At 66.7% G+C, this 23,345-nt stretch carries 20 protein-coding genes; 8 read left to right on the top strand and 12 right to left on the bottom strand.

Annotated elements, in window-relative coordinates; all coding sequences use genetic code 11:
- Positions 1 to 80: 80 nt before the first annotated feature.
- From O5K31_RS00890 to O5K31_RS00865, 6 genes are all read right to left on the bottom strand, one after another.
- Positions 81 to 1,832 carry an ATP-binding response regulator gene (locus O5K31_RS00890; RefSeq protein WP_269715252.1) on the bottom strand — a complete coding sequence of 584 codons (1,752 nt, stop codon included), beginning with the start codon at positions 1,830 to 1,832 and terminating at the stop codon, positions 81 to 83.
- Between the two features lie 164 nt (positions 1,833 to 1,996).
- Complete coding sequence (locus O5K31_RS00885) at positions 1,997 to 4,177, bottom strand: 3-hydroxyacyl-CoA dehydrogenase NAD-binding domain-containing protein (RefSeq protein ID WP_269715251.1); 2,181 nt, start codon at positions 4,175 to 4,177, stop codon at positions 1,997 to 1,999.
- A 26-nt stretch (positions 4,178 to 4,203) separates the two neighbouring features.
- On the bottom strand, positions 4,204 to 5,409 hold the full coding sequence (locus O5K31_RS00880) for an acetyl-CoA C-acetyltransferase (protein ID WP_269715250.1): 1,206 nt from the start codon (positions 5,407 to 5,409) through the stop codon (positions 4,204 to 4,206).
- Between the two features lie 42 nt (positions 5,410 to 5,451).
- A complete protein-coding gene (locus tag O5K31_RS00875) occupies positions 5,452 to 6,615 on the bottom strand; it encodes an acyl-CoA dehydrogenase family protein (RefSeq protein WP_269715249.1) in 1,164 nt (387 codons plus the stop codon).
- Between the two features lie 2 nt (positions 6,616 to 6,617).
- Positions 6,618 to 8,408 carry an acyl-CoA dehydrogenase C-terminal domain-containing protein gene (locus tag O5K31_RS00870; protein ID WP_269715248.1) on the bottom strand — a complete coding sequence of 597 codons (1,791 nt, stop codon included), beginning with the start codon at positions 8,406 to 8,408 and terminating at the stop codon, positions 6,618 to 6,620.
- 33 nt (positions 8,409 to 8,441) lie between these two features.
- On the bottom strand, positions 8,442 to 8,924 hold the full coding sequence (locus O5K31_RS00865) for a MerR family transcriptional regulator (RefSeq protein ID WP_269715247.1): 483 nt from the start codon (positions 8,922 to 8,924) through the stop codon (positions 8,442 to 8,444).
- A gap of 162 nt (positions 8,925 to 9,086) precedes the next feature.
- On the opposite strand from O5K31_RS00865, the gene O5K31_RS00860 reads away from it, so the two are divergent.
- From O5K31_RS00860 to O5K31_RS00850, 3 genes are all read left to right on the top strand, one after another.
- Positions 9,087 to 9,398 (top strand): hypothetical protein, encoded by a 312-nt coding sequence (locus O5K31_RS00860; RefSeq protein WP_269715246.1) that lies wholly within the window; start codon positions 9,087 to 9,089, stop codon positions 9,396 to 9,398.
- An 18-nt stretch (positions 9,399 to 9,416) separates the two neighbouring features.
- Positions 9,417 to 9,812 (top strand): hypothetical protein, encoded by a 396-nt coding sequence (locus O5K31_RS00855; protein ID WP_269715245.1) that lies wholly within the window; start codon positions 9,417 to 9,419, stop codon positions 9,810 to 9,812.
- Positions 9,813 to 9,892: 80 nt separating this feature from the next.
- Positions 9,893 to 10,534 carry a S24 family peptidase gene (locus O5K31_RS00850; protein ID WP_269715244.1) on the top strand — a complete coding sequence of 214 codons (642 nt, stop codon included), beginning with the start codon at positions 9,893 to 9,895 and terminating at the stop codon, positions 10,532 to 10,534.
- Between the two features lie 60 nt (positions 10,535 to 10,594).
- Here the strand turns inward: O5K31_RS00850 and O5K31_RS00845 are convergent, their stop codons facing one another.
- From O5K31_RS00845 to O5K31_RS00835, 3 genes are all read right to left on the bottom strand, one after another.
- Entirely contained in the window at positions 10,595 to 10,873 is a 279-nt protein-coding gene (locus tag O5K31_RS00845) for a UrcA family protein (RefSeq protein ID WP_269715243.1), read from the bottom strand.
- A gap of 329 nt (positions 10,874 to 11,202) precedes the next feature.
- The gene (locus O5K31_RS00840) at positions 11,203 to 11,472 is read right to left on the bottom strand and encodes a UrcA family protein (protein ID WP_269715242.1); all 270 of its coding nucleotides are present in this window, start codon (positions 11,470 to 11,472) and stop codon (positions 11,203 to 11,205) included.
- A gap of 168 nt (positions 11,473 to 11,640) precedes the next feature.
- Positions 11,641 to 13,302 (bottom strand): lysine--tRNA ligase, encoded by a 1,662-nt coding sequence (locus tag O5K31_RS00835; protein ID WP_269715241.1) that lies wholly within the window; start codon positions 13,300 to 13,302, stop codon positions 11,641 to 11,643.
- A gap of 104 nt (positions 13,303 to 13,406) precedes the next feature.
- Here O5K31_RS00835 and acs point away from each other — a divergent pair, with 104 nt between their 5' ends.
- From acs to O5K31_RS00820, 3 genes are all read left to right on the top strand, one after another.
- Entirely contained in the window at positions 13,407 to 15,359 is a 1,953-nt protein-coding gene (gene acs / locus O5K31_RS00830) for an acetate--CoA ligase (protein ID WP_269715240.1), read from the top strand.
- Positions 15,360 to 15,467: 108 nt separating this feature from the next.
- Positions 15,468 to 15,884, top strand: a complete 417-nt coding sequence (locus O5K31_RS00825; RefSeq protein WP_269715239.1) for a hypothetical protein — start codon at positions 15,468 to 15,470, stop codon at positions 15,882 to 15,884.
- Between the two features lie 99 nt (positions 15,885 to 15,983).
- Positions 15,984 to 16,277, top strand: coding sequence for a hypothetical protein (locus tag O5K31_RS00820; protein ID WP_269715238.1), 294 nt, complete (start codon positions 15,984 to 15,986; stop codon positions 16,275 to 16,277).
- Here the strand turns inward: O5K31_RS00820 and O5K31_RS00815 are convergent.
- The gene (locus O5K31_RS00815; protein WP_269715237.1) at positions 16,274 to 17,635 is read right to left on the bottom strand and encodes an ATP-binding protein; all 1,362 of its coding nucleotides are present in this window, start codon (positions 17,633 to 17,635) and stop codon (positions 16,274 to 16,276) included. The genes O5K31_RS00820 and O5K31_RS00815 overlap by 4 nt on opposite strands.
- A complete protein-coding gene (locus O5K31_RS00810) occupies positions 17,632 to 18,351 on the bottom strand; it encodes a response regulator (RefSeq protein WP_269715236.1) in 720 nt (239 codons plus the stop codon). The genes O5K31_RS00815 and O5K31_RS00810 overlap by 4 nt, the downstream gene beginning before the upstream one ends.
- A 367-nt stretch (positions 18,352 to 18,718) precedes the next feature.
- On the opposite strand from O5K31_RS00810, the gene O5K31_RS00805 reads away from it, so the two are divergent.
- Together O5K31_RS00805 and O5K31_RS00800 are read left to right on the top strand one after the other, a co-directional pair.
- On the top strand, positions 18,719 to 19,108 hold the full coding sequence (locus O5K31_RS00805) for an EF-hand domain-containing protein (protein ID WP_269715235.1): 390 nt from the start codon (positions 18,719 to 18,721) through the stop codon (positions 19,106 to 19,108).
- A 63-nt stretch (positions 19,109 to 19,171) separates the two neighbouring features.
- Complete coding sequence (locus tag O5K31_RS00800; protein WP_269715234.1) at positions 19,172 to 22,000, top strand: M16 family metallopeptidase; 2,829 nt, start codon at positions 19,172 to 19,174, stop codon at positions 21,998 to 22,000.
- Between the two features lie 7 nt (positions 22,001 to 22,007).
- Here the strand turns inward: O5K31_RS00800 and O5K31_RS00795 are convergent, their stop codons facing one another.
- Positions 22,008 to 23,321 (bottom strand): Hsp70 family protein, encoded by a 1,314-nt coding sequence (locus O5K31_RS00795; RefSeq protein WP_269715233.1) that lies wholly within the window; start codon positions 23,319 to 23,321, stop codon positions 22,008 to 22,010.
- Positions 23,322 to 23,345: the final 24 nt, after the last annotated feature.

Below are 23,345 nucleotides of genomic sequence, written 5' to 3'. Positions count from 1 at the left end.
GAACATTGTTCTGCAAGGCTGTGAGGATCGACTGATATCCAGGTAGTGCTAGGCCCCCGAGGACGGCGCCAGCTTTGCTCCTACGCCGCCTCGGCGGCGATGGCGCGCGAGGTAAGCACTTGGCGAAGGGCCGCATGCAGTTCGGCCGGGATCACGGGCTTGGCCACATGCGCCTCCATGCCCGCCTCGCGACAGTCGTCCCAGTCCTTGGCGGTGGCCGAGGCGGTCACCGCGATCACCGGGGTCTTCTGATTGGGGCCAGTTTCACGGCGCAGGCGGCGCACGGCGTCACGGCCGTCCATTCCCGGCATGTAGAGGTCCATCAGAATTACATCAAAGGGCTGCTTGGACAGGATATCGAGCGCGGCCTCTCCGGAATCCGCGGTGACAGGCAAGACTCCGAAGGGCTCCAGGATCACCTCGAGCGCCCGCCGGTTGAGCACATGGTCATCCACCGCCAATACCCGCACCCCAGCCAGGGTTGGCTCGTTGGCCGGCGGCGGCGAGTCCGAAATCTCCATATTCAGCGCCAGGGTGAAGGCGGCCCCTTCGCCGGCGCGGCTATCGACCGTCAACTCGCCGCCCATCAGGCGGGCCAGTTCGCGGCTGATCGCCAGGCCCAGGCCGGAACCGCCGTACTTGGACGCCACGCCAGCGTTGAGCTGGTTGAAAGCGGTGAACAGACGCTGCGCCGCCTCCGCGTCAAAGCCTGGACCGGTGTCGACAACGCTGAGCTCCAGCGCCACCTTGCCATCGTCGTCTTCGACCGCCCTGACCTTGAGCGTCACCGATCCGGCGGGCGTGAACTTGATGGCGTTGGACAGCAGATTATTGAGGATTTGGCGCAGCCGAGTCGGATCGCCCTGAACCCAGCGCGGCAGGCTGGCGGAGCCTTCAACCCGCAGGCGTAGCTGCTTCTTGGCCGCCTCGGGACGCCACAGCCGCATCACGTCCGACAGCGTCTGGCGGATATCGAACGCCACCGTCTCCACCGACAGGCGGCCGGCCTCGATGCGCGACAAGTCAAGCAAATCGTTGAGCAGGTTGCGCATCATGGCGCCGGCGTCGCCGATCACCTGGGTCTGGGTGCGCGTCGCCGGGTCTGTGGCGTTGCGTTCCAGCAGGGTCGCGCCCGACAGGATGGCGCTGATTGGGGTGCGCAGCTCGTGGCAGACCACCGCCACGAAGGCGGATTTAGCGGCGGCCGTCGCTTCTGCCTCGGCCCGGCGACGGTCGTGCTCGGCGACCAGCGCCTTCTCGTTGAGCAGGGATTGAGCCGCGGAGCGCCAGGAGGTGAGGGCGTTGACCGCCACCATGGCGCCGCCGATCAGCAGCACGGCCTTCATGCCAGGGTCAGCCGCGCGATCGGCGAGGACCACACCCGCGCCTATGGCGACCAGCGGCGTGGTTGTACAGATGAACGCGATCCGGGAATGGGTGGACAGGGCGATGACGTGGAGCAAGCCGCCGCCAAGGATCAATAGCGCGGCCACGGGTCCATAGAGCCCGCCCCCCGGGGCTAGCCACATCGGGATAGCCGCGGACGCCCAGATGGTAGAGGGCAATGCGGTAACGACGACTAACGCCGCCATGCGCGCCCGATTGGGAGTCCGCCAGGGCTCCAGCCACTTGGCGTCGCGAGACAGCAACACCACCGCGTCGATGACGCCGAAGGCCAGGCCCCAGAGCCAGATCCAGGCCCATGCGCCGCCGGTGACGGAATAGACGAGGACGCAAACGCCGACCGTGATGACGAGCCGCACGAGCGCGCCCGCCCGGCGGACCGCCATGACACGCAGCAACTCTGCGTACTGGTCAGCGAAGGAGGCCATGACCCGTTCTTCCGTGAAGGAACAAGGGTCTCAGATCGTCGCTAACGCTTGATGAACAACGGCCGGGCGGAGGGTTCTGTGCGACGAATGGCGTGATGCGCGCCGCCATGAAAAAAGGGGCCGGCCAAGGCCGACCCCTTCACTGCATTCTGACCTCAAAAGCCTTAAGCGGCGGCCTTTTGAGCGGCGAAGCGCCCGTAGAAGCTTTCGCCCTTTGCGGCCATGTCGCGCAGCAGCTGAGGCGGAGTGAACCGCGAGCCGTACTTCTGCGCCAGTTGGTCGCAGGTCTCCACGAATTTGGCCGCGCCGACTCCATCGATCAGGCTGATCGGGCCGCCGGTCCAGGGCGCGAAGCCCCATCCTAGGATGGCGCCCACATCGGCCTCGCGGGGATCGACGACAACGCCTTCCTCGAAGCAACGGGCCGCCTCGACCGCCTGACGATAGAGAAGCCGCGTGCGGATCTCCTCGATCAGCGCCTTATCGGCGTCGGCGATCTTCACCGGCGCCACGTCGGAAAGGCCCTTCCACAGGGTCTTGGGCCCGCTTTCGGGATAGTCGTAGAAGCCCTTGCCGTTCTTGCGTCCGAAACGGCCCAGGCCATCGACCATCTTTTCGATGATGCCGGTGAACGGGCGATCCTCGTACTTGTCGCCGAGGTCCTTCTTGGTCTGCTGGGCGATCTTGTAGGACAGGTCCAGGGCGACATCGTCGTGCATCTCCAGCGGACCGCGGGGCATGCCCGTGGCGCGGCCGACATTGTCGATGATGGCGGGGGCGATGCCCTCGGCCAGCATCTCCATGCCTTCCTGCACGAAGGTGCCGAAGCAGCGCGAGGTATAGAAACCGCGGCTGTCGTTCACGACGATCGGGGTCTTGCGGATCTTCAGGACGTAGTCGATCGATTTCGCCAGGGTCTCCTGGCTGGTCTCGGCGCCCATGATGATCTCGACCAGGCCCATCTTGTCGACCGGCGAGAAGAAATGGATGCCGATGAAGTTGGCCGGGCGCACGGAAGCCTTGGCCAGGCCGGTGATCGGCAGGGTCGAGGTGTTGGAGCCGAACACGGCCGTATCGGCCAGCTCCGCCTCGGCCTTCTTGGTGACTTCGGCCTTCACGTCACGGTTCTCGAACACCGCCTCGATGACGAGGTCCGAGCCCTTGACCTGAGCATAGTCGGCGGTGGGATGGATGAGGGCGAGGATGCCGTCGCCCTTCTCCTGGGTCATCTTTCCGCGCGACACGGCCTTCTTCACCAGCGCCTCGGCATAGCCCTTGCCCTTGTCGGCGGCTTCCTGGGTCTGGTCGATCAGCACGGTCTCGATGCCGGCCATGGCCTGCACGTAGGCCACGCCCGCACCCATCATGCCGGCGCCGAGGACGGCGACCTTCTTGACGTCGTACTGCGGCACGCCGGCCGGACGGCCCGAACCCTTGCCCAGCTCCTGCAGAGACAGGAACAGGGTACGGATCATGCCCTTGGCCTGAGGCGACATCATCGTCTTCAGGAAGTAGCGGGTCTCGATCCGCAGGGCCGCGTCGATGGGCACCTGCAAGCCCTCATAGACCGCCTTCATGATGTTCAGCTGGGCCGGATAGTTGCCATAGGACTGCTTGCGCAGCATGGCGTTGCCCATGACGAACACCTGGCTGCCGCCGGGGGTGTAGGGACCGCCGCCGGGCAGCTTAAAGTCCTTCTTGTCCCACGGGGCGACAGGATCGCCCTTGGTCTTGACCCAGGTCTTGGCGGCCTCGACTTCCGAACCCGGCGCGACGACCTCGTTGACCACCTTGAAGGCCAAGGCCTCCTGCGGCTTCATCGACTTGCCTTCCAGCAGGTACGGCGCGGCCTGCATCACGCCCATCAGGCGCGGCAGGCGTTGCGTGCCGCCAGCGCCGGGCAGCAGGCCGACCTTGGATTCCGGCAGGCCCAGCTGGGTCTTCGGGTTGTCGCCCACCACGCGGTAGTGGCAGGCCAGCGTGATCTCCAGCCCTCCGCCCAGAGCCAGGCCGTTGATCGCGGCGGCCACCGGCTTGCCGCAGGTCTCCAAGGCGCGGAACGCCTTGTTGAGCGCAAAGCCCGCATCGAACGCGGCCTGCAGATCACCGCCGCCCAGGCCGCCGTTGCCGCCCAGTTCGCCCAGGTCCGCCCCGGCGCAGAAGCCGCTGGTCTTGCCCGAGGTGATCACCGCGCCCTTGATGGCCGCGTCGGTCTTGATGCGCTCGACCACCTCGCCGATCTCCTTGATCACGGAGGCGGTCAGGGTGTTCATGCTGCGGCCCGGGACGTCGAAGGTCACCAGGGCGACGCCGTCGGCGTCCACGTCGATCTTGAAGTTTTCCATCACTGTAAGTCCCTGAAGATCGCTGCTTAGACGCGTTCGATGACGGTGGCGGTGCCCATGCCGGCGCCGACGCACAGGGTGATCAGGCCGGTCTCCTTGTCGGTCCGCTCCAGCTCGTCGAGCACCGTGCCCAGGATCATCGCCCCGGTGGCGCCCAGCGGATGGCCCATGGCGATGGCGCCGCCGTTCACGTTCATCTTCTCGTGCGGGATATCCAGCGCCTGCATCATGCGCAGAACCACGGCGGCGAACGCCTCGTTCAGCTCATAGAGGTCGATGTCGCCGACGTTCATGCCCAGCTTCTTGAGCAGCTTCTCGGTCACGAAGGAGGGGCCGGTCAGCATGATCGAGGGCTCCGAGCCGATAGAGGCCATGCCCATGATCCGCGCACGCGGCTTCAGGCCCAGGGCCGCGCCCATCTCCTTGGTGCCGATCAGCACGCCGGCGGCGCCGTCCACGATGCCCGAGCTGTTGCCCGCGTGGTGGACATGGTTCACGCGCTCCACCTGCGGATAGCGCTGGGTGACCACCGCGTCGAAGGCCATGTCGCCGATGCCCTGGAACGAGGCGTTCAGCGACGCCAGGCTCTGCATGCTGGCGTCCGGACGCATGTGCTCGTCATGGTCCAGGATGGTCAGGCCGAGCTGGTCCTTCACCTTGATGACGGACTTGTCGAAGCGCTTCTCGGCCCAGGCCTTGGCGGCGCGCTTCTGGCTCTCGACGGCATAGGCGTCCACGTCGTCGCGGCTGAAGCCGTAGAGGGTGGCGATCAGGTCGGCGCTGACGCCCTGCGGCGCGAAATAGGTCTTGAAGGCGCTGGACGGATCGGTCGGCCAGGCGCCGCCGTCGCTGCCCATGGGCACGCGGCTCATGCTCTCGACGCCGCCGCCGATGGCCATGTCGGCCTCGCCGGAAATGACCTTGGCGGCGGCCATGTTCACCGCCTCCAAGCCAGAGGCGCAGAAGCGGTTGATCTGCACGCCGGCCGTGGTCTCGGCGTAGTCGGCCGTCAGCACGGCGGTGCGGGCGATGTCTGACCCTTGCTCGCCTACTGGCGCGACGCAGCCGAGGACGACGTCGTCAACCTTGGAGGTGTCCAGGCCGTTGCGGTCGCGCAGGTTCTCCAGAACCTGGGTGGCCAGGGACAGCGCCGTGATCTCGTGCAGCGCGCCGTCTTTCTTGCCCTTGCCGCGCGGGGTGCGCACGGCGTCGAAGATATAAGCGTCGGCCATGGGGGTGGCTCCTTCTGCGTAACTAGTTTTGGTGTTTGGGGGTCACAGCGTCCTCGCGATGAGGAGCTTCATGATCTCATTGGTGCCGCCGTAGATGCGCTGCACGCGACTGTCGCGGTACATCCGGGCGATCGGATATTCGTTCATGTAGCCATAGCCGCCGAACAGTTGCAGGCACTCGTCGACGATCTTGTTCTCCAGATCGCTGATCCAGTACTTGGCCATGGAGGCGGTGGCCGCATCCAGCTTTCCGGCCAGGTGTTGCTCGATGCAGTGATTGACGAAGACGCGGGCGACAGTCGCCTCGGTCTTGCATTCGGCCAGCTTGAACTGGGTGTTCTGGAAGTCGATCAGCGCCTTGCCGAACGCCTTGCGGTTCTTGACGTAGTCCAGAGTCACGGTCAGCGCCCGCTCGATGGTCGCCATGCCCTGGACGGCGATGTTCAACCGCTCCTGCGGCAGCTGACCCATCAGCTGGAAGAAGCCCTGGCCCTCGTCGACGCCCAGCAGGTTCTCGGTCGGGATCTTCACGTCATTGAAGAACAGCTCCGAGGTGTCCTGGGCCTCGTGGCCGATCTTGTCGAGGTTGCGGCCGCGCTCGAAGCCCTCGGCCCCGTCGGTCTCCACGAACAGCAGGGACACGCCCCGCGCGCCCTGGCTGGGATCGGTCTTGGCCACCACGCAGATCAGATTGGCCGTCTGGCCGTTGGTGATGAAAGTCTTGGAGCCGTTGATGACGTACTGGTTGCCGTCCTTTATGGCCGTCGTCTTGACGCCCTGCAGATCCGAGCCGGCGCCCGGTTCGGTCATGGCGATGGCGCCGACCAGTTCGCCGGTGGCCATGCGTGGCAGCCAGCGCTGCTTCTGCTCCTCGGTGCCGTAGTGGAGGATGTAGGGCGCGACGATGGCGTTGTGCAGGCTGATGCCGAAGCCGTCGACGCCCTTGAGGCCCAGTTGCTCCATAAGGATGGCCTCGTGGCGATAGTCGCCGCCGGGGCCGCCATACTCCTCAGGCATGGAAAGGCAGAGCAGGCCCGCCTCCCCCGCCTTGTTCCACATCTGCCGGTCCACCACGCCGTTATCGCGCCAGCGGGCGACGGTGCTTTCGGGCGCGTGCTCGTCGAAGAACCGACCGACCGCGTCCTCGAAGATGACGATGTCTTCCTCGGCCAGAGAGGCCGGCCGTTCGACTTGCAACACGCCCATGATCAGAAGGCCTCCGCCGGCAGCGACATCAGCGTCGCCGAGCCCGTCTTCAACTTCGCCAGATGCGACGCCGCGTCAGGCAAGAGGCGTTCGACGAAATATCGGCCCGTCGTCAGCTTGGTCGCATAGAAGGGATCGGTGGAGCCCTCGGCGATCTTGGCGTTAGCCGCCTTGGCCATCAGCGCCCACATGTAGGCCAGACCCGCCAGACCAAAGAGGTGCATGTAGTCGGTCGAAGCGGCGCCGGCGTTGTCGGGGTTCTGCAGGCCGTTCTGCATCAACCACAGGGTCGCGTCCTGAAGTTGGGCCTTGGCCTCCGCCAGCCCGTCAATGAACAGCTTCAGGTCCGCATCCTGGCCGTTGTCGGCCACGAATTGATCGACCTCGGCGAAGAAGCTCATCACCGCGCGACCGCCATTGGCCGCCAGCTTTCGGCCCACCAGATCCAGGGCCTGGATGCCGTTGGTTCCCTCATAGATCAGGGCGATGCGGCAATCGCGCAGGTACTGGCTGGCCGGGAAATGCTCGGTGAAGCCCGAGCCGCCATGCACCTGCATGGCGTCCGAGCAGATCTTGAAGCCCTTGTCCGTCAGGTAACCTTTCAGCACCGGCGTCATCAGGCCCATGTAGTCGTTGGCCTTCTGGCGCACGGCCTCGTCCGGGTGAGCATGCGCCAGATCACCGTGCAGGGCGGTCCAGAACAGAAAGGCGCGACCGCCTTCGATCACCGCCTTGGAGTCCAGCAGCATGCGGCGCACGTCCGGGTGGACAATGATCGGATCGGCCGGGCCGTCCGGATTCTTGGGGCCGGTCAGCGAACGGCCTTGCAGGCGATCCTTGGCGAACGACACGGCGGCCTGATAGGCCGCCTCGGCCTGGGCGACGCCCTGGAGGCCAACGCCGAGGCGGGCCTCGTTCATCATCACGAACATCAGCTTCAGGCCGCTGTTCTCTTCGCCGATCAGCCAGCCTTGGGCGTCCTCGTACTGCATGACGCAGGTGGCGTTGCCGTGGATGCCCATCTTCTCTTCGAGACCGACACACTTGGCGCCTTCGTTACGCTCTCCTACCGAGCCGTCCGCCTTGGGCAGGAACTTCGGCACGATGAACAGGCTGATGCCCTTCACCCCGGCCGGCGCGCCCTCGATGCGGGCCAGGACCAAGTGGACGATGTTGTCGGCCATGTCGTGCTCGCCGGCGCTGATCCAGATCTTCTGGCCGGTGATGCGATAGCTGCCGTCAGCCTGCGGAACCGCCTTGGTGCGCAGCAGGCCCAGGTCCGTGCCGCAATGCGGCTCGGTCAGGTTCATGGTGCCGGTCCATTCGCCGGACACCATCTTGGGCAGGTACAGGTCCTTCTGCTCGTCCGAACCGCCGTAGTGGATGGCCGAATAGGCGCCGTGCGCCAGGCCCGGATACATGGAGAAGGCCATATTGGCCGAACTGCTCATCTCCGAGAACGACAGGTTCACCACGTGCGGCAAGCCCTGGCCGCCATACGCGGGGTCGGAGCCGATGGCCGTCCAGCCGCCTTCGCAAAGCTGCTTGTAGGCTTCCTTGAAGCCGTCCGGCGTCTTGACCGAGTAGTCGGAATTCCAGACGCAACCCTGCTTGTCGCCAACGCTGTTCAGCGGCGCCAGCACTTCGCCGGTGAAGCGGCCGGCTTCCTCGATGATTTGATCCACCACATCGATCGCGGCGTCGGCGAAGGCCGGCAGCTCTGCGTACTGGTCGATCTTGAGCACGTCGCGCAGCAGGAAGGCGTGGTCACGGACGGGCGGTTGGTAAGCCATGGGAGCTCCGAACAGGAAGTCTGGGTAAGGGGGTTATTTGGCCGAAATGGGATAGGAGTGGCCGTCGAGCCGGGCGCGTAGCATCTGATCGTAATCCTCGGCTCGCGGCAGCAGGTCGGGGCGAACCTCGGCCAGCTGCTTTTCAAGACGTTCGCAGGCGCCCTTCAGCTCGATGATGGCCTGATCCAGGTCCTCGCGCTGTTGCTCCATCTCGACGATCCGGGTGCGAAACCGCTTGAGGGAATGCGCGCTTTGCATCACCGGGCCGTCCTCGGCGCCGTAGAGTTCGAGGATTTCGCGAATTTCCGCGAGCGGAAGACCGACCCGCTTGCCGCGCAGGATCAGCTGAAGCCGCGCCCGGTCCTTGTAGGAATAGACCCGGTTCATCCCGTCGCGGGCGGGAGCCAGCAGGCCCTTGTCCTCGTAAAAACGCAGGGCGCGGGGGGTGACTTTGAACTCCAGGCAAAGCTGGCGAATGGTGAATGTCCGCTCCGGGCGGCGTAGCTCAGCGGGCATCAGGCGCTCCCATATCGACCTTTGCGGCCTTGTTGTGGAGGCGGAGCCTACATTCCCCTTACGTTAGCGTCAACGAGACTCGCGACTGTGTTCTCCATGCCGTTGATAACCCGCGACGCGCGCGGCCAAGCTTCACCGCAACCTTTGATTCTGGAGGCGAACTTGGATCGACCGAAGATGGCCGCACAGGTGGCCAAGCGCCTTCTCGCCGCGGAAATGGCCGTGGACATCGCCATTGGCGAGACGGCCCGGTTGCTGGAGGCTCTGGCTCTGGCCAGCCGCGAAGCCGGCATGCCCCCGGACAGCGGCCCTCAAGCCCCGACCCTGGTCAGCCAGGCCCTGACCAACCTCGCCGGAGCCAGGGGCGAGATCGTTGGTGCGCATAAGGCCCTGGACGGTCTGGCGCGCCGCCTGTCGCTGCCGGTCTCCGCCTTCGGCGTGCCAATCAAACCACGCGAAGCCGCCGTCGACTGACGGTCTAAGCGCGACCCCATGATCGAGATGCTTTGCTTCCTCGCCCTTCTGACCGGGGCGACGGTCGGCGCCGCGCGCATGGGCGGCTCGTCCGAACGGGCGGCGGCGGCCCTGTTCATCCTAGCCTGGGGGACGACCCTGATGATCCAGATCGTAGGTGATCGGCTGGACTCGCCGCGCGCCACCCTGCTGGTCGATCTGGCGGTGCTCACCTGTCTCATCGCCCTGGCCTGGAAGTTTCAACGAACCTGGCCGGCCTTCGCGGCGGCGTTCCAGGCGATCGGCGTCGCGGCGCACCTGGCTTACTTCTATGGGGCGATCGAGGCGGTGGGGCCCTACCTGAAAGTTACGGGTCTGGCGGGCTTCGGCACGGTGGGCGCCCTGGCGTTCAGCCTTTGGCGGCGCAGAGAATGACAGCCTATTCTAGGTTTACATTCCTAAATGGCCGGCCTATTTTCCTTGTACCGCGTTTCAAGGACTCAGGCCGCCGGGCCATGTCGCCCCTCTCCCACTCGCAGATCTGGTCGGCCATAGACGCCCTGGCGGCGCGCTTCGACATGACGCCTTCAGCCCTGGCCAAGGTGGCCGGGCTGGACCCCACCAGCTTCAATCGCTCCAAGCGCTTTACCGGCGAGGCCGACAGCCGCCCGCGCTGGCCCTCCACCGAAAGCCTGTCCAAGGTCCTGGACGCTACGGGCGTCAGCCTCAGCGAGTTCGCCGCCCTGTCGGAAGGCGGCCGGCCCGTCGCCCATCGGGGCGTGCCGCTGATCGGCTTCGCCCAGGCCGGCTCGAAGGGTTTTTTCGACGACGCCGGCTTTCCCGTCGGCCAGGGTTGGGACGAGGTGCATTTCCCGGGCGTGGCCGAGGATGGCGTCTACGCCCTGGAGATTTCCGGCGACTCCATGTCTCCGGTCTATCGCGACGGCGACCGCATCGTCGTCTCTCCCGCGACGGAAGCGCGGCGTGGCGATCGCGTGGTGGTCAAGACCACCGAGGGCGAGGTGATGGCCAAGGAACTGGTGCGCATCACCGCCAGTCGGGTCGAACTGGCTTCGCTCAATCCGGAATATGAGGGGCGCACCCTCGACCGGCGCGACATCGCCTGGATCGCCCGCATCCTCTGGGCCAGCCAGTAAGCACAAACGAAAAGGCCGCCCCGTGAGGAGCGGCCCATCAGATCGACTTGTCGATGTGGATCAGCGCGAGGCCAGCTGTGAAGCGGGCTTGATGGCCGCCAGCTTGGTCTGGAATTCTTCACGCACGGCGGCGCGGCATTCGGCCTGTTGAGCCCAGGCGCCGCGATCGACGGCGCACATGGCGCGGCTGGCGCGGGAGATGCGCTGCTCCAGCTTGGCCGCGCCCGAGGCCTTGGAAAGGTCCAGGTCGCTGAACTTGACGGCGACTTCGGCTTGGCTGACGCCGGCGGCGACGATGAAGGTGCTGAACGCGGCGGCGGCGAAAACGGTCTTGAGCATTTCCAACTCTCCGGTGTTTGGGACGGCGGGAAGCGGGGGCTGGGCCGTCGTTGAACCGGGGATATGAATACTGTCGAGCTATGCAGACTTCATCTTAACTCGGCGTCATTACACTGATTTAATCAAGACAATTCAAAGCAATAATTGTGTAATTGGTCGCAATATTCACTCAAACATTGCTATGGATAGCAAAAGTTGCTGATCGTGACCGAAAAGTGTCGGGTCGGCGTGCTCCGAAAAAGAAAAAGCGGGCCGCCTGGGAGGAAGGCGGCCCGCTCCTGATCCTCCCGAAAGGAGGTTGGGGGGATTTCGGGAGGGTGGTTCTGTGCTTAGCGCGAGGCCAGCTGGACCGAACCGTTCGAAGCCAGTTGAGCCTGGACTTCGGCGCGGACGGCGGCGCGGCATTCCGGAGCGCGCGACCAGGCGGCCTTTTCGGTGTTGCAGACGGCGCGGCCGGCGCGGGCGATGCGCTGTTCCAGCTGGGCGGCGCCAGCGGCCTTGGACAGGTCCAGGTCAGAGACCTTCACGGACACTTGGGCTTGGGCGGCGCCGGCCAGGGCGACGGTGAGGGCGGCGGCGGCGAAAACGGTCTTGAACATGATCTATTCCCCTTGAGGGCGACCATTCGCGGCCGCCGTTGAACGTGAGGAAGAGATACCTCGCACCCCGGGGAAAGGTCATGTTAATTTGCCGTCATTACGCCCATTTAATAGAATTACATGCCCGTAATCACAAAAGTGTCGGCATTAATTCACATTAACTACGCATTAGCTGGCAAGAATTTTGCTTTCCAACAGCTTAATGGTGCGATCCAGACCAAAGATCGCGGCGAACGAGCCGAAACGCGGCCCCTGGCTCTGGCCGAGCAGAACTTCATAAAGACCTTGGAACCAGGCGCGTAGCGGTTCGAACCCGCCATCCTTGCCCGCGGCATAGACTTCATTCTGGATGACCTCGGCGTCCTGGCAGCCTTCCGGCAGGGCCTTGAAGCGCGCCAGCAGGTCCAGCATGGCCGTGCGCTCCTGCTCGGTCGGAGCCCGGAACGCCTTGTTCGGCTTCACGAAGTCCTCGTAGTAGTTGATCGCATACTCGGCCAGGCGATCCAGCAGCGGCTGGTTCTGAGCGTCCGCCCCCGGGATGTAGCGGCTCAGGAAGCCCCACAGGATATCCTTGGTCGAGGCGTCAGCCGCCGACACCAGGTTCAGCAGCAATGAGAAGCTGACCGGCGAGCCGTATTGCGGCGGGCGGCCCGAGTGGACGTGCCATACCGGATTGCCCAGCTTCTGGTTCTCGTCCTGGCGCGGATAGGCGTCCAGCTGCTGTAGGTACTCGTCGGTAGCCTTGGGAATGACGTCGAAATACAGCTTCTTGGCCGACTTCGGCGACTGGAACATGTAGTAGGACAGGCTCTCGGGCGCGCCGTAGCGCAGCCAGTCCTCCATCGACAGGCCGTTGCCCTTGGACTTGGAGATCTTCTGGTTGTTCTCGTCCAGGAAGAGCTCGTAGTTGAACCCTTCCGGCGGCGTGCCGCCCAGGATGCGGCAGATCTGGGAGCTGACCTTGACGCTGTCGATCAGGTCCTTGCCCGCCATCTCGTAGTCGACACCCAGGGCCGTCCAGCGCATGGCCCAGTCGGGCTTCCACTGCATCTTCACGTGACCGCCGGTGACCGGGACCTCGGTCTTTTCGCCGTTCTCGTCCTGGAAGACGATCGTCCCCTTGGACACGTTTCGCTCCAGGGTCGGGACCTGCAGCACCCGGCCCGTGGTCGGGCTGACCGGCAGGAAGGGCGAATAGGTGGCGCGGCGCTCTTCGCCCAGGGTCGGCAGCATCACCTTCTGGATGGCGTCGAAACGCTCCAGGGCCACCAGCAGGGTCTCGTCAAACCGGCCACCCTTGTAGCAGTCGGTGGCCGAGACGAATTCGTACTCGAACCCGAAACCGTCGAGGAAGGCCTGCAGGCGGGCGTTGTTGTGCGCGCCAAAACTGTCATGCGTGCCGAACGGATCGCGCACCACGGTCAGCGGCTTGCCGAGGTCTTCCTCCAGCACCGCCTTGTTCTCGATGTTCTCGGGAACCTTGCGCAGACCATCCATGTCGTCGCTGAACGAGATCAGGCGCGTGGGGATGGCGTCGTCGGTCAGAGCGCGGAAGGCGGCCCGCACCATGGTTGTGCGCGCCACCTCGCCAAAAGTGCCCAGGTGCGGCAGGCCCGAGGGGCCATAGCCAGTTTCGAAGATCACCGAACGCATCAGCGCCGGCAGGGTCTTCACCGCCTCGTCCGTTTTCCCCGCGTTGATCAGGGTCGCGGCGAGATCGCGCTCGGCGTCGGAAAGACGGATGCGCAGGACACGGGCCAGCAGGGCGCGGGCCTGTTCGAACGGCCACGCCTTGGCGGCCTGGGCGGTGTGGGAGAGACCTTTGTACATAGGCGCGGCGTATAAGACTTCCGCGACAGATAGTCGATTGGTCTGCTTGCGCGCGCCTTCGCGGTCCGCATAGTTCCCCGCAACGAAAAGACGGGAGTAGACCCTTGAGCGACGAGTTGTTTCCGGTCCCGGCCGAGTGGGCCGCCAAGGCGCACATGGATAAGGCCGCCTACGAGGCCGCCGTGGCCCGCGTCGAGGCTGATCCGGAAGGCTTCTGGCGCGAGGTCGCCGGCCGGCTGGACTGGATCAAGACGCCGACGAAGATCAAGGACGTCTCTTTCGACAAGGCCGACTTCCGCATCCGCTGGTTCGAGGACGGGGTGCTGAACGTCAGCGCCAACTGCATCGACCGCCACCTGGCGACGCGTGCGGACGAGACCGCGATCATCTTCGAAGGTGATGAGCCGGGGACCGGCGGGACCATGACCTATGGCGAACTGCACGCCGAGGTCTGCTGCATGGCCAATGTGCTCAAGTCTCTGGATGTGAAGAAGGGCGACCGGGTCACCATCTATCTGCCGATGGTCCCCGTCGCCGCCGTGGCCATGCTGGCCTGCGCCCGCATCGGGGCGGTGCATTCCGTCGTTTTCGGGGGCTTTTCTCCCGACAGCATCGCCGGCCGGATCGAGGACTGCGGCTCGCGCGTGGTCATAACCGCTGACGAAGGCTGTCGGGGCGGCAAACGGATTCCGCTGAAGGCCAATGTCGACAAGGCGCTGGAGCATGTGGCCGTCGACAAGGTCCTGATGGTCCGCCTGACCGGCAAGGATGTGCCGCTCATCGCCGGCCGCGACGTCGTCTATGACGATGTGAAGGGCGCCGCCCCCGCCGACTGCCCGCCCGAGCCGATGAACGCCGAGGATCCGCTGTTCATCCTCTACACCTCCGGCTCCACCGGAAAGCCCAAAGGGGTGCTGCACACCACCGGCGGCTACCTGACCTGGGCCGCCTGGACCCACGAGCTGGTCTTCGACTACCGGCCCTCCTCTCCAGGAAAGAAGGGCGAGATCTTTTGGTGTACCGCCGACGTGGGCTGGGTCACCGGCCACAGCTATGTGGTCTACGGCCCGCTGGCCAATGGCGGAACGACCCTGATCTTCGAGGGCGTGCCCAACTATCCGACCCCAGCCCGCTTCTGGGAGGTGGTCGATCGCCACAAGGTGGAGATCTTCTACACCGCCCCCACCGCCCTGCGGGCCCTGATGCGCGAGGGTGACCAGTACGTCACCGCCAGCTCGCGCAAGAGCCTGCGCCTGCTGGGCAGCGTCGGCGAGCCGATCAATCCCGAGGCCTGGCTCTGGTACCACCGTGTGGTGGGCGAGAGCCGCCTGCCCATCGTCGACACCTGGTGGCAGACCGAGACCGGCGGGGTTCTGATCTCGCCCCTGCCCGGCGCCACCGACCTCAAGCCCGGCTCCGCCACCAAGCCCATGCCGGGGGTCAAGCCGCAGCTGGTCGACGCCGAGGGCGCCGTGCTGGAGGGCGCGGTCAGCGGCAACCTGGTCCTGACCGACAGCTGGCCCGGCCAGATGCGCACGGTCTTCGGCGACCACCAGCGCTTCATCGACACTTATTTCAGCACCTACCCCGGCAAGTACTTCACCGGCGACGGCTGCCGCCGCGACGAGGACGGCTACTACTGGATCACCGGCCGGGTGGACGACGTCATCAATGTGTCCGGCCATCGCCTGGGCACGGCCGAGATCGAGTCAGCCCTCGTCGCGCATGAGACGGTCGCCGAGGCCGCCGTGGTCGGCTATCCGCACGACATCAAGGGTCAGGGCATCTACGCCTATGTCACCCTGAAGGCCGGTGTGGAGCCGACCGACGCCCTGCGCAAGGCGCTCTACAGCTGGGTGCGCGAAGAGATCGGCCCCTTCGCCGGCCCGGACGCCATTCAGTGGGCCCCAGGCCTGCCCAAGACCCGCTCGGGCAAGATCATGCGCCGCATCCTGCGCAAGATCGCCGAGAACGAGACCGGAGCGCTCGGGGACACCTCCACCCTGGCCGATCCGTCGGTGGTGGACGACCTGGTCAGGAACCGCGCCGACGTCTGACGGCCGGCGTTACAGTTCGTCACCCTTTGTCGCGCGACGGAGACCACGGTCTTACGCCGCCCCGTCATGGTCTCCTCATCGGCGCCCCCCGCCCTTGAGGAGAACACCATGCCCCCGATCCGCACCTTCACCGCCGCCCTCGGCCTCGCGGCCATGACCGCGACCCTGCTGGTCAGCGCCGCCGAAGCCGCCCCCCGCAACCGTTACGTCCAGGTTCAGGGGGCCGACGGTCGCGGCTATGTGGCGTCCCGCAACGCCCACCGCACGTCGAGCAGCTTCACCGCCAACCGTTCGATCCAGACCAACGGCGGCTACGGCCTGAACCGCAACCGTAGCGCCGCCTATGGCGAGGGGTCCTACAGCGGCTCCAGCCAGACCGTCTTCAACAGCGGCCGCAGCATCAACCGAAGCGCCTCTGTTCACGACAATGGCGACGGCACGGCCAGCTACCAGCGCACGGTCACCGGCTCGGAAGGGCGTTCGCGCTCGGTGTCGGGCTCGGTCCCCTACACGCCGCCTCAGTAGCGACAGGGTCGCCGACCCGCCTGCCCCACATTCGGCGGGTCGGCCCGCCCGGTCTCCTCCTCCCGGAGGCCGGGCGCCCCATTCCAGGACGAGAACACGATGAAGCCCTATCCCCTGCGCCGTCCGGCGAGCGCGAGCCATGTCCTGCTTGCCGCGGCCCTCTATGCCGGCGTCTTCGCCGCCGCCGTCGCCACCCCATCCGCAAGCCAGGCCGACGTCTTGGTGCGACGGGGGCCTGTGCGCACCATCATCGTAACGCCGCCGCCTCCGCCCCCTGTCGTCTATGTCGCCGCACACCCACGGCCAGACTGGATGTGGTCTCCGCCCCACTGGCGGTGGACGGGGCGGGTCTATGTCTGGGAGCCCGGCGTCTGGGTGCGCGTGCGCGGCTAGGCCGCCGGCAGGCTCAATACCGCCCGAAGCCCGCCCTCGGCTCGGTTCTCAAGCCGCAGCCCACCGCCCCAGCTTTCCGCCAGACCGCGCACGATGGACAGCCCCAGGCCGGCCCCTCCCGTATCGCGCCCACGCGAAGGCTCCAGCCGCTCGAACGGCTCGGTCAGGCGGCTCAGGCTCTCGTTCGGGGCGCCAGGACCATCGTCCTCAACCAGGAAGACGACCTGCCCTCCCTCCGCTCGCACGATCAGGCGCGCGTCCCCCGCATAACGCGCGGCGTTGTCGAGCAGGTTGCCCAGCATGCGGCGCAACGGCAGGGGCGGGCAGGCTGCGCTAGCCGCCTCCACCTCCAGCCGAAGGTCCACCCGCTCGCCCATGTCTCGCCGCACCGCCGCCAGCGCCCGGGCTTCCGCGATCGCGTCGGAGACCCCCGCCCCATCGGACGGGACGGTCGTGGCGTCGCGGGCGAACATGAGGGTGTCGTCAATGAGCTGGGCCATCTCGTCCAGATCGGCCGCCGCCTTGGTTCGCTGCTCGTCATCGTCGATGAAGTCGGTCCGCAAGCGCAGCCGGGTCAGATAGGTCCGAAAGTCGTGGGCGACGGCGGCCAGGATCCGGGTGCGCTCATCGACCAGGCCGCGGATCGTCCGCTTCATCTCGTTGAACGCCGCCGACAGCTCGCGCAGCTCCCGCGCGCCGTCCAGCGGCAGATCGTCCGTCTCCAGGCTACGGGAGAATCCGCGCGAGGCCCGAGCCAGTCGATTTACCGGCCGCGCCGTCTGGGCGACGCTGGCGATCAGCACGACGGCGAAGATCGCAGCGGCCACAAGGGCCAGAGTCAGGGCGCGGGCCTTCACACGCTCGAATACGGGCGGCGCGCGGCGCTCCACCACCAGCACCTGCCCCGTGCGCAACTCCACCAGCACCCGCACCGGCGCCTCGGCCCCAACTTGGTCGCCGGAAAAGGCGCGAACCAGCGCGCCCTGTCGCGCCTGAACGCGGAACGGGCGACCGCCCAGACCCTCCGCGTACCGAGCGAACAGGCGATTGAGGCGTGGCGCGTCGCGATGGTCGCCGCCGCCATCCTCCTCGCCCTGCCCCGGATAGTCGTCCAGGAGCTGGACGGAGAGCGGGTCCATATCGAGGGCGCGCAGGACCTGCGGCTGCAAACTTGGCCCCGCCTGCTCCAGGGCGTCAGCCATGGCCGCCACCTTGACCGGGGGCGGAAGACGAAAGAGCCGCGCCCCGGTATCGGTCGGCCAGGCGACGATCAGCAGGATCGCCACCTGCAGGGCGAGCAGGCCCGCCAGCAGGATCAAGCCCAGCCGCACCGCCAGATTGTCGGCGGCCAGCCTCAAATCCGCACCACCTGCGGCGAAAACAGATAGCCGCCGCCGCGCACAGTGCGGATCATGTCCGGAGCCTTCGGATCGTCGCCCAGCTTTCGGCGCAGGCGGCTGAGCTGCACATCCACCGCCCGATCGAACGGAACCGCGCTGCGACCCCGCGTCCAGTCCAGCAATTGGTCGCGGTTCAGGACCCGGCGCGGATGCGCCAACAGCACCATGAGCAGATCGAATTCACCCGCGGTCAGCTCGACCCGCTGGCCGCCTGGATCGGTGAGTTCGCGCGAACCGGAGTCCAGGCGCCAGCCCGAAAATCCATAAACCTCGCTGGGCGCGGGCGGCGGTCGATTGGCCTGCCGCGTCCGCCTGAGTATGGCGCGCACACGGGCGACCAGCTCGCGGGGATTGAACGGCTTGGGCAGATAATCATCGGCCCCGATCTCCAGCCCCACCACCCGGTCGATATCGTCGCCCTTGGCGGTCACCATCAGCACGGGCGTCTCGGACGGACCGGCGCGCAGACGACGGCAGATCGACAACCCATCCTCGCCCGGCATCATCAGGTCGAGCACCACCAGGTCCACGCGCCGGCGTTCCAGCAGGCGATCCAACTCCACGCCGCCGGAGCAGGGGGCGACCTCAAACCCCTCCCGGGTCAGAAGGCCGGCCACGAGGCTGCGGATCTCTGGATCGTCCTCGACGACGGCGATGAGTGTGGTCTGCGACATGGCCGCAAGCTGGCCCAAAGGCGCGTCCGGCGAAAGCCACGGCGAGCGCCCGTTACCTTTCGTTACAGTCCGTCGGACGCCGCTCACATGGTCATGACGAAGAAGGGGCATTGTCTGAGCGATGTTAAGGCTCGTGCTCCCCATCGTTCTTGCGCTCTGCGTCGCGGCCCCCGCGGAGGCAGGCCCTCTGCGGCGTTCGGCCCGGCCGCCGGTCGATGGCGCGAGCGAACGCTGGACCACCGTCTATCGCACCGAGGCGCGCCCCGCTCCCCGCACGGAGCGCCCTCGCGAACTTCGCAAACCCCCGACGCCAAGACCTGAACGCCCGCTGCGTCAACGTCTTCGCCGCTGATCTAAGGAGTCCCCCATGCGCGCCCTTCCCCTCCTCGCTGTCCTTCTCGCCGCCGCTCCAACCATCGCGTCCGCCCAGCCCGATCCCCGAGAGATGCTCGCAAAGGCGGACCGGAACGATGACGGCGTGGTCGAGCGCGCGGAGGCCGCGTCTATGCGGGGCGAGATGTTCGACCGGCTCGACCGCCGGGACCGCGGCTATCTCGTCATCTCCGCCGCGCCGCGTAAGATGAAGGCTCGGGGCGAACAGATGCGCGCCCTGCTCGTGGCGGCGGACGCCGACCGGAACGGCAAGGTGACCCGTCAGGAGTTCCAGTCCGCGCCCATGCCGGCTTTTGACCGCGCCGACGCCAATCGCGACGGCCGCATCGACAGCAAGGAGCTGGCCGCCCTCAAGGCAAGATGACACAGCCGTAATCTTTCCCTCTCCCACCCCGGTGCTAGGGTCCCGTCCTGCTCGGAGACCCACATGCGCATCGCCAAAGCCGCCGTCCTCGCACTCGCCCTGTCGACCACCGCCCTGACCGGCTTGGCCGCCGCGCCGGCCGTGGCCGCCGACATCGCCGTTCCGCCCATCGTCTACATGGAGCGGACCCTGGCCAACGGGATGAAGGTCTACTGGTCGCGCGACACGGCCACGCCCAATGTGACGGTGCAGGTCTGGTATGGCGTCGGCTCCAAGGACGACCCCAACGGCCGCTCGGGCTTCGCGCACCTGTTCGAACACATGATGTTCAAGGCCACGCGGGACATGCCGTCAGAGACTCTAGACCGCCTGACCGAGGACGTGGGCGGCTTCAACAACGCCTCCACCTATGACGATTTCACCAACTACTACGAGGTGGTGCCCGCCGCCCATTTGGAACGCCTGCTGTGGGCCGAATCCCAGCGCCTGGGCGCTCTCGTGGTGGACGAGGCGATCTTCAAGTCCGAGCGCGACGTGGTGAAGGAAGAGCTTCGCCAGCGCATCCTGGCCCAACCCTACGGCCGCCTGTTCGGCCTCTATATCCCGCAAAACTCCTATACGACCCACCCGTACAAGCGCCCGGGCATCGGCTCGATCGAGGAGCTGGACGCCGCCACCATCGACGACGTGCGCGCCTTCCACGCCACCTACTACCGGCCCGACAACGCCGCCCTGATCGTGGTCGGCAACTTCGACGAGACGCAGTTCAACGCCTGGGTCGACAAGTACCTGGCGCCCATCAAGACACCCCCCGCCGCCTTGCCGCGCGTCACGGCGGTGGAGCCCGCGCGCACCGGGCCCAAGACCATCACCACCTATGGCCCCAACGTGCCGCTGCCGGCCGTGGTCATGACCTGGCTCGGCCCCAAGGCGTCGGACAAGGACGCCGCGGCGACCGCCGTGCTCAACGCCATTCTGTCAGGCGGCAAGTCGTCCCGGCTCTACAACACCATGGTCTATGACAAGCAGGTGGCGGTAGAGGCCTTCTCCGGCGCCGACCTGCCCGCGCAGCCGGGCCTGATCTATGCCGGGGCCATCGTCGCCGGCGACAAGACCATCGCCGAGAACGAAGCCCTGCTGAAGGCGGAGGTCGCCCGCATGCGCGACGCACCGGTCACCGCCGCCGAGCTGGATGAGGCCAAGACCGAGCTGATCGCCGCCGCCGTCCGCGACCGCGAGACCATCGATGATCGCGCCTTCGCCCTGGGCTACGCCCTTATGACCGAAGGGGACGCCGCCAACGCCAACAGCGCCGTGGCCGAGCTGTCGGCCGTCACCGCCGCCGACGTCCAGGCCGCGGCCCGCAAGTACATGGCCGACGACCGCGCCGTGACCATCCGATACCTGGCTGAATCCGAGCGGCCGAAGGGCGAGGCCGCCCTGACCACGCCGCCGCCCGCCGTCCCCAGCGTGAAGTTCACCGGCGATATCGTGACCCTGCGCCCCGCGGACCAGCGCCAGGCCCCGCCGCCCGTCGGCCAGGCGGTCAATCCAGTCCTGCCGTCGCCGGCTGAGACGGTGCTGCCTAACGGTCTGAAAGTTGTGGTGGCCAAGAGCTCGGCCCTGCCTCTGGTCGCCGCCCAGCTGACCGTGAAGGCCGGCGCCTCCTCCGACCCGACAGGCAAGGCCGGGACCGCCAGCCTGATGGCCGACCTGCTGACCGAAGGCACCGCCACCCGCAGCGCTCAGGATATCGCCGCCCAGAGCGAGGCGCTTGGCGCCAACCTGTCGGCCGGCTCGGGCTGGGAGTCGTCCTCCCTCAGCCTCAATGTGGTGAAGGGAAACCTGGCCCCGGCCATGGCGATTTTCTCCGACCTCGCCCGCAATCCGGCATTCAAGGATGAGGAGATCGAGCGGGTCCGCAGCCAGTCCCTGGACGGACTGAAAGTCGCCTATCAGCAGCCGGGCTCGCTGGCCGGCTTCGTCACCGCGCCGGTGCTCTACGCCGGCACGCCCATGGGCCATGTGGCGGGCGGCACCCCGACTTCGCTGCCCAAGATCGGCCGCGCCGATCTGGCCGCCCTGCACCAGGGCGCCTGGCGTCCCGACAACGCCGTCCTGGTGCTGACCGGCGACGTTACGCCTGACGAGGGCTTCGCCCTGGCTCGCTCGGCGTTCGGCGACTGGAAAGCGGCTGGCGGCAAGGCCCTGACCGCCCCACTGGTCAACCCGACCGCCGCCCCGCGTCAGGTGATCGTCGATCTGCCTGGAACCGGCCAGGCCTCGGTGACCCTCGCCAAGACCGCCATAGCGCGCAAGGACCCGAGCTACTACGCGGGCATCGTCACCAACAGCGTCCTGGGGGGCGGCTATTCGGCCCGCCTGAACCAGGAAATCCGCATCAAGCGCGGCCTGTCCTATGGCGCCAATTCAGGCCTGTCGCCACGCCTGACCACCGGCGGATTCTCGGCCTCGGCCCAGACCAAGAACGAGTCCGCCGCCGAGGTGGTCGGCCTGATCAAGGCCGAGCTGGCCCGTCTGGCCGCCCAACCCGCCACGCCGGAGGAGCTGACCGCCCGCAAGTCGGTGCTGATCGGCAGCTACGGCCGCTCGCTGGGCACCGCCGGCGGTCTGGCCGGCATCCTGGGCGACCTGTCGTTCAACGGCATCGATCTGACCGAGATCCAGCGCTACACGGCCAAGGTCGAGGCGGTGAGCCCCGCCGACGTCCAGGCCTTCGCCCGCACCTCGCTCGACCCGGCCAAGGCCAGCGTCGTCGTGGTCGGGGATCGCAGCCAGATGGGCGACGGCATCGTCCAGGCCCTTCCTGCCGCGGAGGTCATCCCCGTCGATCAGCTGAACCTCGACAGCGCCACGCTGAAAAAGAACTAGGCGCGGGTCACGCGGAGGGCGCCCGGCCGCACCAGGCCGACAGGTCGTCCTCCGCCCCGATCAGGGCCAGGCCAGAGGCGATGGACACCAGCTCGGCCCCGCTCTCCAGCTTGGCGGCGCCGAACCGACGCTCGAAAATCGCCCGCACCGCCGGCACGAACGACGAGCCGCCGGTCATGAACACGCGATCGACCCCCGCCTCGGTCAGATTGGCCTTGCGCAGGGCCTCGTCCACCGCCCGCTCCATGGCCGCCAGCTCCGGCGCGATCCAGGATTCGAAATCGGCGCGCTCCACATGCGCCTCGATCCGCACATCGCCGCCCTCGAACACGAAGGGCGCGGACTGTGCGCGCGACAGCGCCTCCTTCAGGCCCGACACCGAGCGGTAGAGGCTGTAGCCGTGGTTGTCGTCCAGCAGCTCCACCAGCCGCTCGATCTTCTCCGGCTCGAGCGCCGTGCGGACCAGGGCGCGGATGTCCTTCATGTCCCGCGACGAGCGCAGCAGGGCCAACTGCTCCCACCGCGCGAAAGCGGTGAAATAGCGGTTGGGGATCGGCAGGACGTTGTCGAAGGCCCTATAGGACGAGCCCTTGCCCAAGGCGGGCGAGACCAGATTGTCGATGATCCGGTAGTCAAAGGCGTCGCCCGCCACGCCCACGCCGCTGTTGGCCAGGCCCTGCGATCTGATCCGCCCGGCGTGACGCTCGAACCGCACCAGGGAAAAGTCCGAGGTGCCGCCGCCGAAGTCGGCTACCAGGACCGTGGCGTCCTGCTCCAGCCGCCGGGCGAAGAAGAAGGCCGCCGCCACCGGCTCGAAGGCGTACCAGATGTCCTCGAAGCCCAGCCGCTGGAACGCCGCCTCATAGCGGCGAAGGGCCAAATCCGGGTCGGGATTGGATCCGACGAAGTTCACTGGCCGCCCGACGATCAGGCGCCTGCCCGCCTCCAAGGCGCCCGGCCCATGTTCCCGCAGCCGCAGCAGGAAGGCCGACAGCAGGTCCTCGAACCCGTACCGCTTGCGCAGGATTTGGGTCTCGGTGAACAGGGCGCTGGCCGAATAGCTCTTGAACGACTGGATGAACCGCGTCTCCAGCGGGTCCTCCACATAGGTCTCGATGGCCCACGGTCCGGCCTCGACGATCCGCTCTGAGGGGTCCTGGGGCGAGGCGTGGAAGCTGAGCGCCGAGCGGAAAGCGACCGCCTCTCCCTGCGGCGCGGCGAAGGACGCCAGATGCGCGCCGCCCGCGCCGTCACCCAGGGCGACGACGCTGTTGGTGGTGCCAAAATCGACGCCTATTGCGGCCTGGTTGGCCGTAGTCATGGTGCGCTCCAACGCTTGAGAGAA

The sequence above is a fragment of the Caulobacter sp. NIBR2454 genome (assembly GCF_027474405.1).
Taxonomy (GTDB): Bacteria; Pseudomonadota; Alphaproteobacteria; order Caulobacterales; family Caulobacteraceae; genus Caulobacter.
Note: the sequence above shows the minus strand (reverse complement) of the source record. Positions and strands in the feature narration are given on the sequence as shown.

Excerpts from the sequence above, each read along its gene's own strand:
- O5K31_RS00800 (WP_269715234.1), top strand. The coding sequence starts at position 19,172 with ATGCGCATCGCCAAAGCCGCCGTCCTCGCACTCGCCCTGTCGACCACC.
- O5K31_RS00840 (WP_269715242.1), bottom strand. The coding sequence starts at position 11,472 with ATGTTCAAGACCGTTTTCGCCGCCGCCGCCCTCACCGTCGCCCTGGCC.
- O5K31_RS00805 (WP_269715235.1), top strand. The coding sequence starts at position 18,719 with ATGCGCGCCCTTCCCCTCCTCGCTGTCCTTCTCGCCGCCGCTCCAACC.
- O5K31_RS00865 (WP_269715247.1), bottom strand. The coding sequence starts at position 8,924 with ATGCCCGCTGAGCTACGCCGCCCGGAGCGGACATTCACCATTCGCCAG.
- O5K31_RS00845 (WP_269715243.1), bottom strand. The coding sequence starts at position 10,873 with ATGCTCAAGACCGTTTTCGCCGCCGCCGCGTTCAGCACCTTCATCGTC.
- O5K31_RS00810 (WP_269715236.1), bottom strand. The coding sequence starts at position 18,351 with ATGTCGCAGACCACACTCATCGCCGTCGTCGAGGACGATCCAGAGATC.
- O5K31_RS00820 (WP_269715238.1), top strand. The coding sequence starts at position 15,984 with ATGAAGCCCTATCCCCTGCGCCGTCCGGCGAGCGCGAGCCATGTCCTG.
- O5K31_RS00875 (WP_269715249.1), bottom strand. The coding sequence starts at position 6,615 with ATGGGCGTGTTGCAAGTCGAACGGCCGGCCTCTCTGGCCGAGGAAGAC.
- O5K31_RS00850 (WP_269715244.1), top strand. The coding sequence starts at position 9,893 with ATGTCGCCCCTCTCCCACTCGCAGATCTGGTCGGCCATAGACGCCCTG.
- O5K31_RS00825 (WP_269715239.1), top strand. The coding sequence starts at position 15,468 with ATGCCCCCGATCCGCACCTTCACCGCCGCCCTCGGCCTCGCGGCCATG.
- O5K31_RS00855 (WP_269715245.1), top strand. The coding sequence starts at position 9,417 with ATGATCGAGATGCTTTGCTTCCTCGCCCTTCTGACCGGGGCGACGGTC.
- O5K31_RS00870 (WP_269715248.1), bottom strand. The coding sequence starts at position 8,408 with ATGGCTTACCAACCGCCCGTCCGTGACCACGCCTTCCTGCTGCGCGAC.
- O5K31_RS00885 (WP_269715251.1), bottom strand. The coding sequence starts at position 4,177 with ATGGAAAACTTCAAGATCGACGTGGACGCCGACGGCGTCGCCCTGGTG.
- O5K31_RS00890 (WP_269715252.1), bottom strand. The coding sequence starts at position 1,832 with ATGGCCTCCTTCGCTGACCAGTACGCAGAGTTGCTGCGTGTCATGGCG.
- O5K31_RS00835 (WP_269715241.1), bottom strand. The coding sequence starts at position 13,302 with ATGTACAAAGGTCTCTCCCACACCGCCCAGGCCGCCAAGGCGTGGCCG.
- O5K31_RS00880 (WP_269715250.1), bottom strand. The coding sequence starts at position 5,409 with ATGGCCGACGCTTATATCTTCGACGCCGTGCGCACCCCGCGCGGCAAG.
- O5K31_RS00795 (WP_269715233.1), bottom strand. The coding sequence starts at position 23,321 with ATGACTACGGCCAACCAGGCCGCAATAGGCGTCGATTTTGGCACCACC.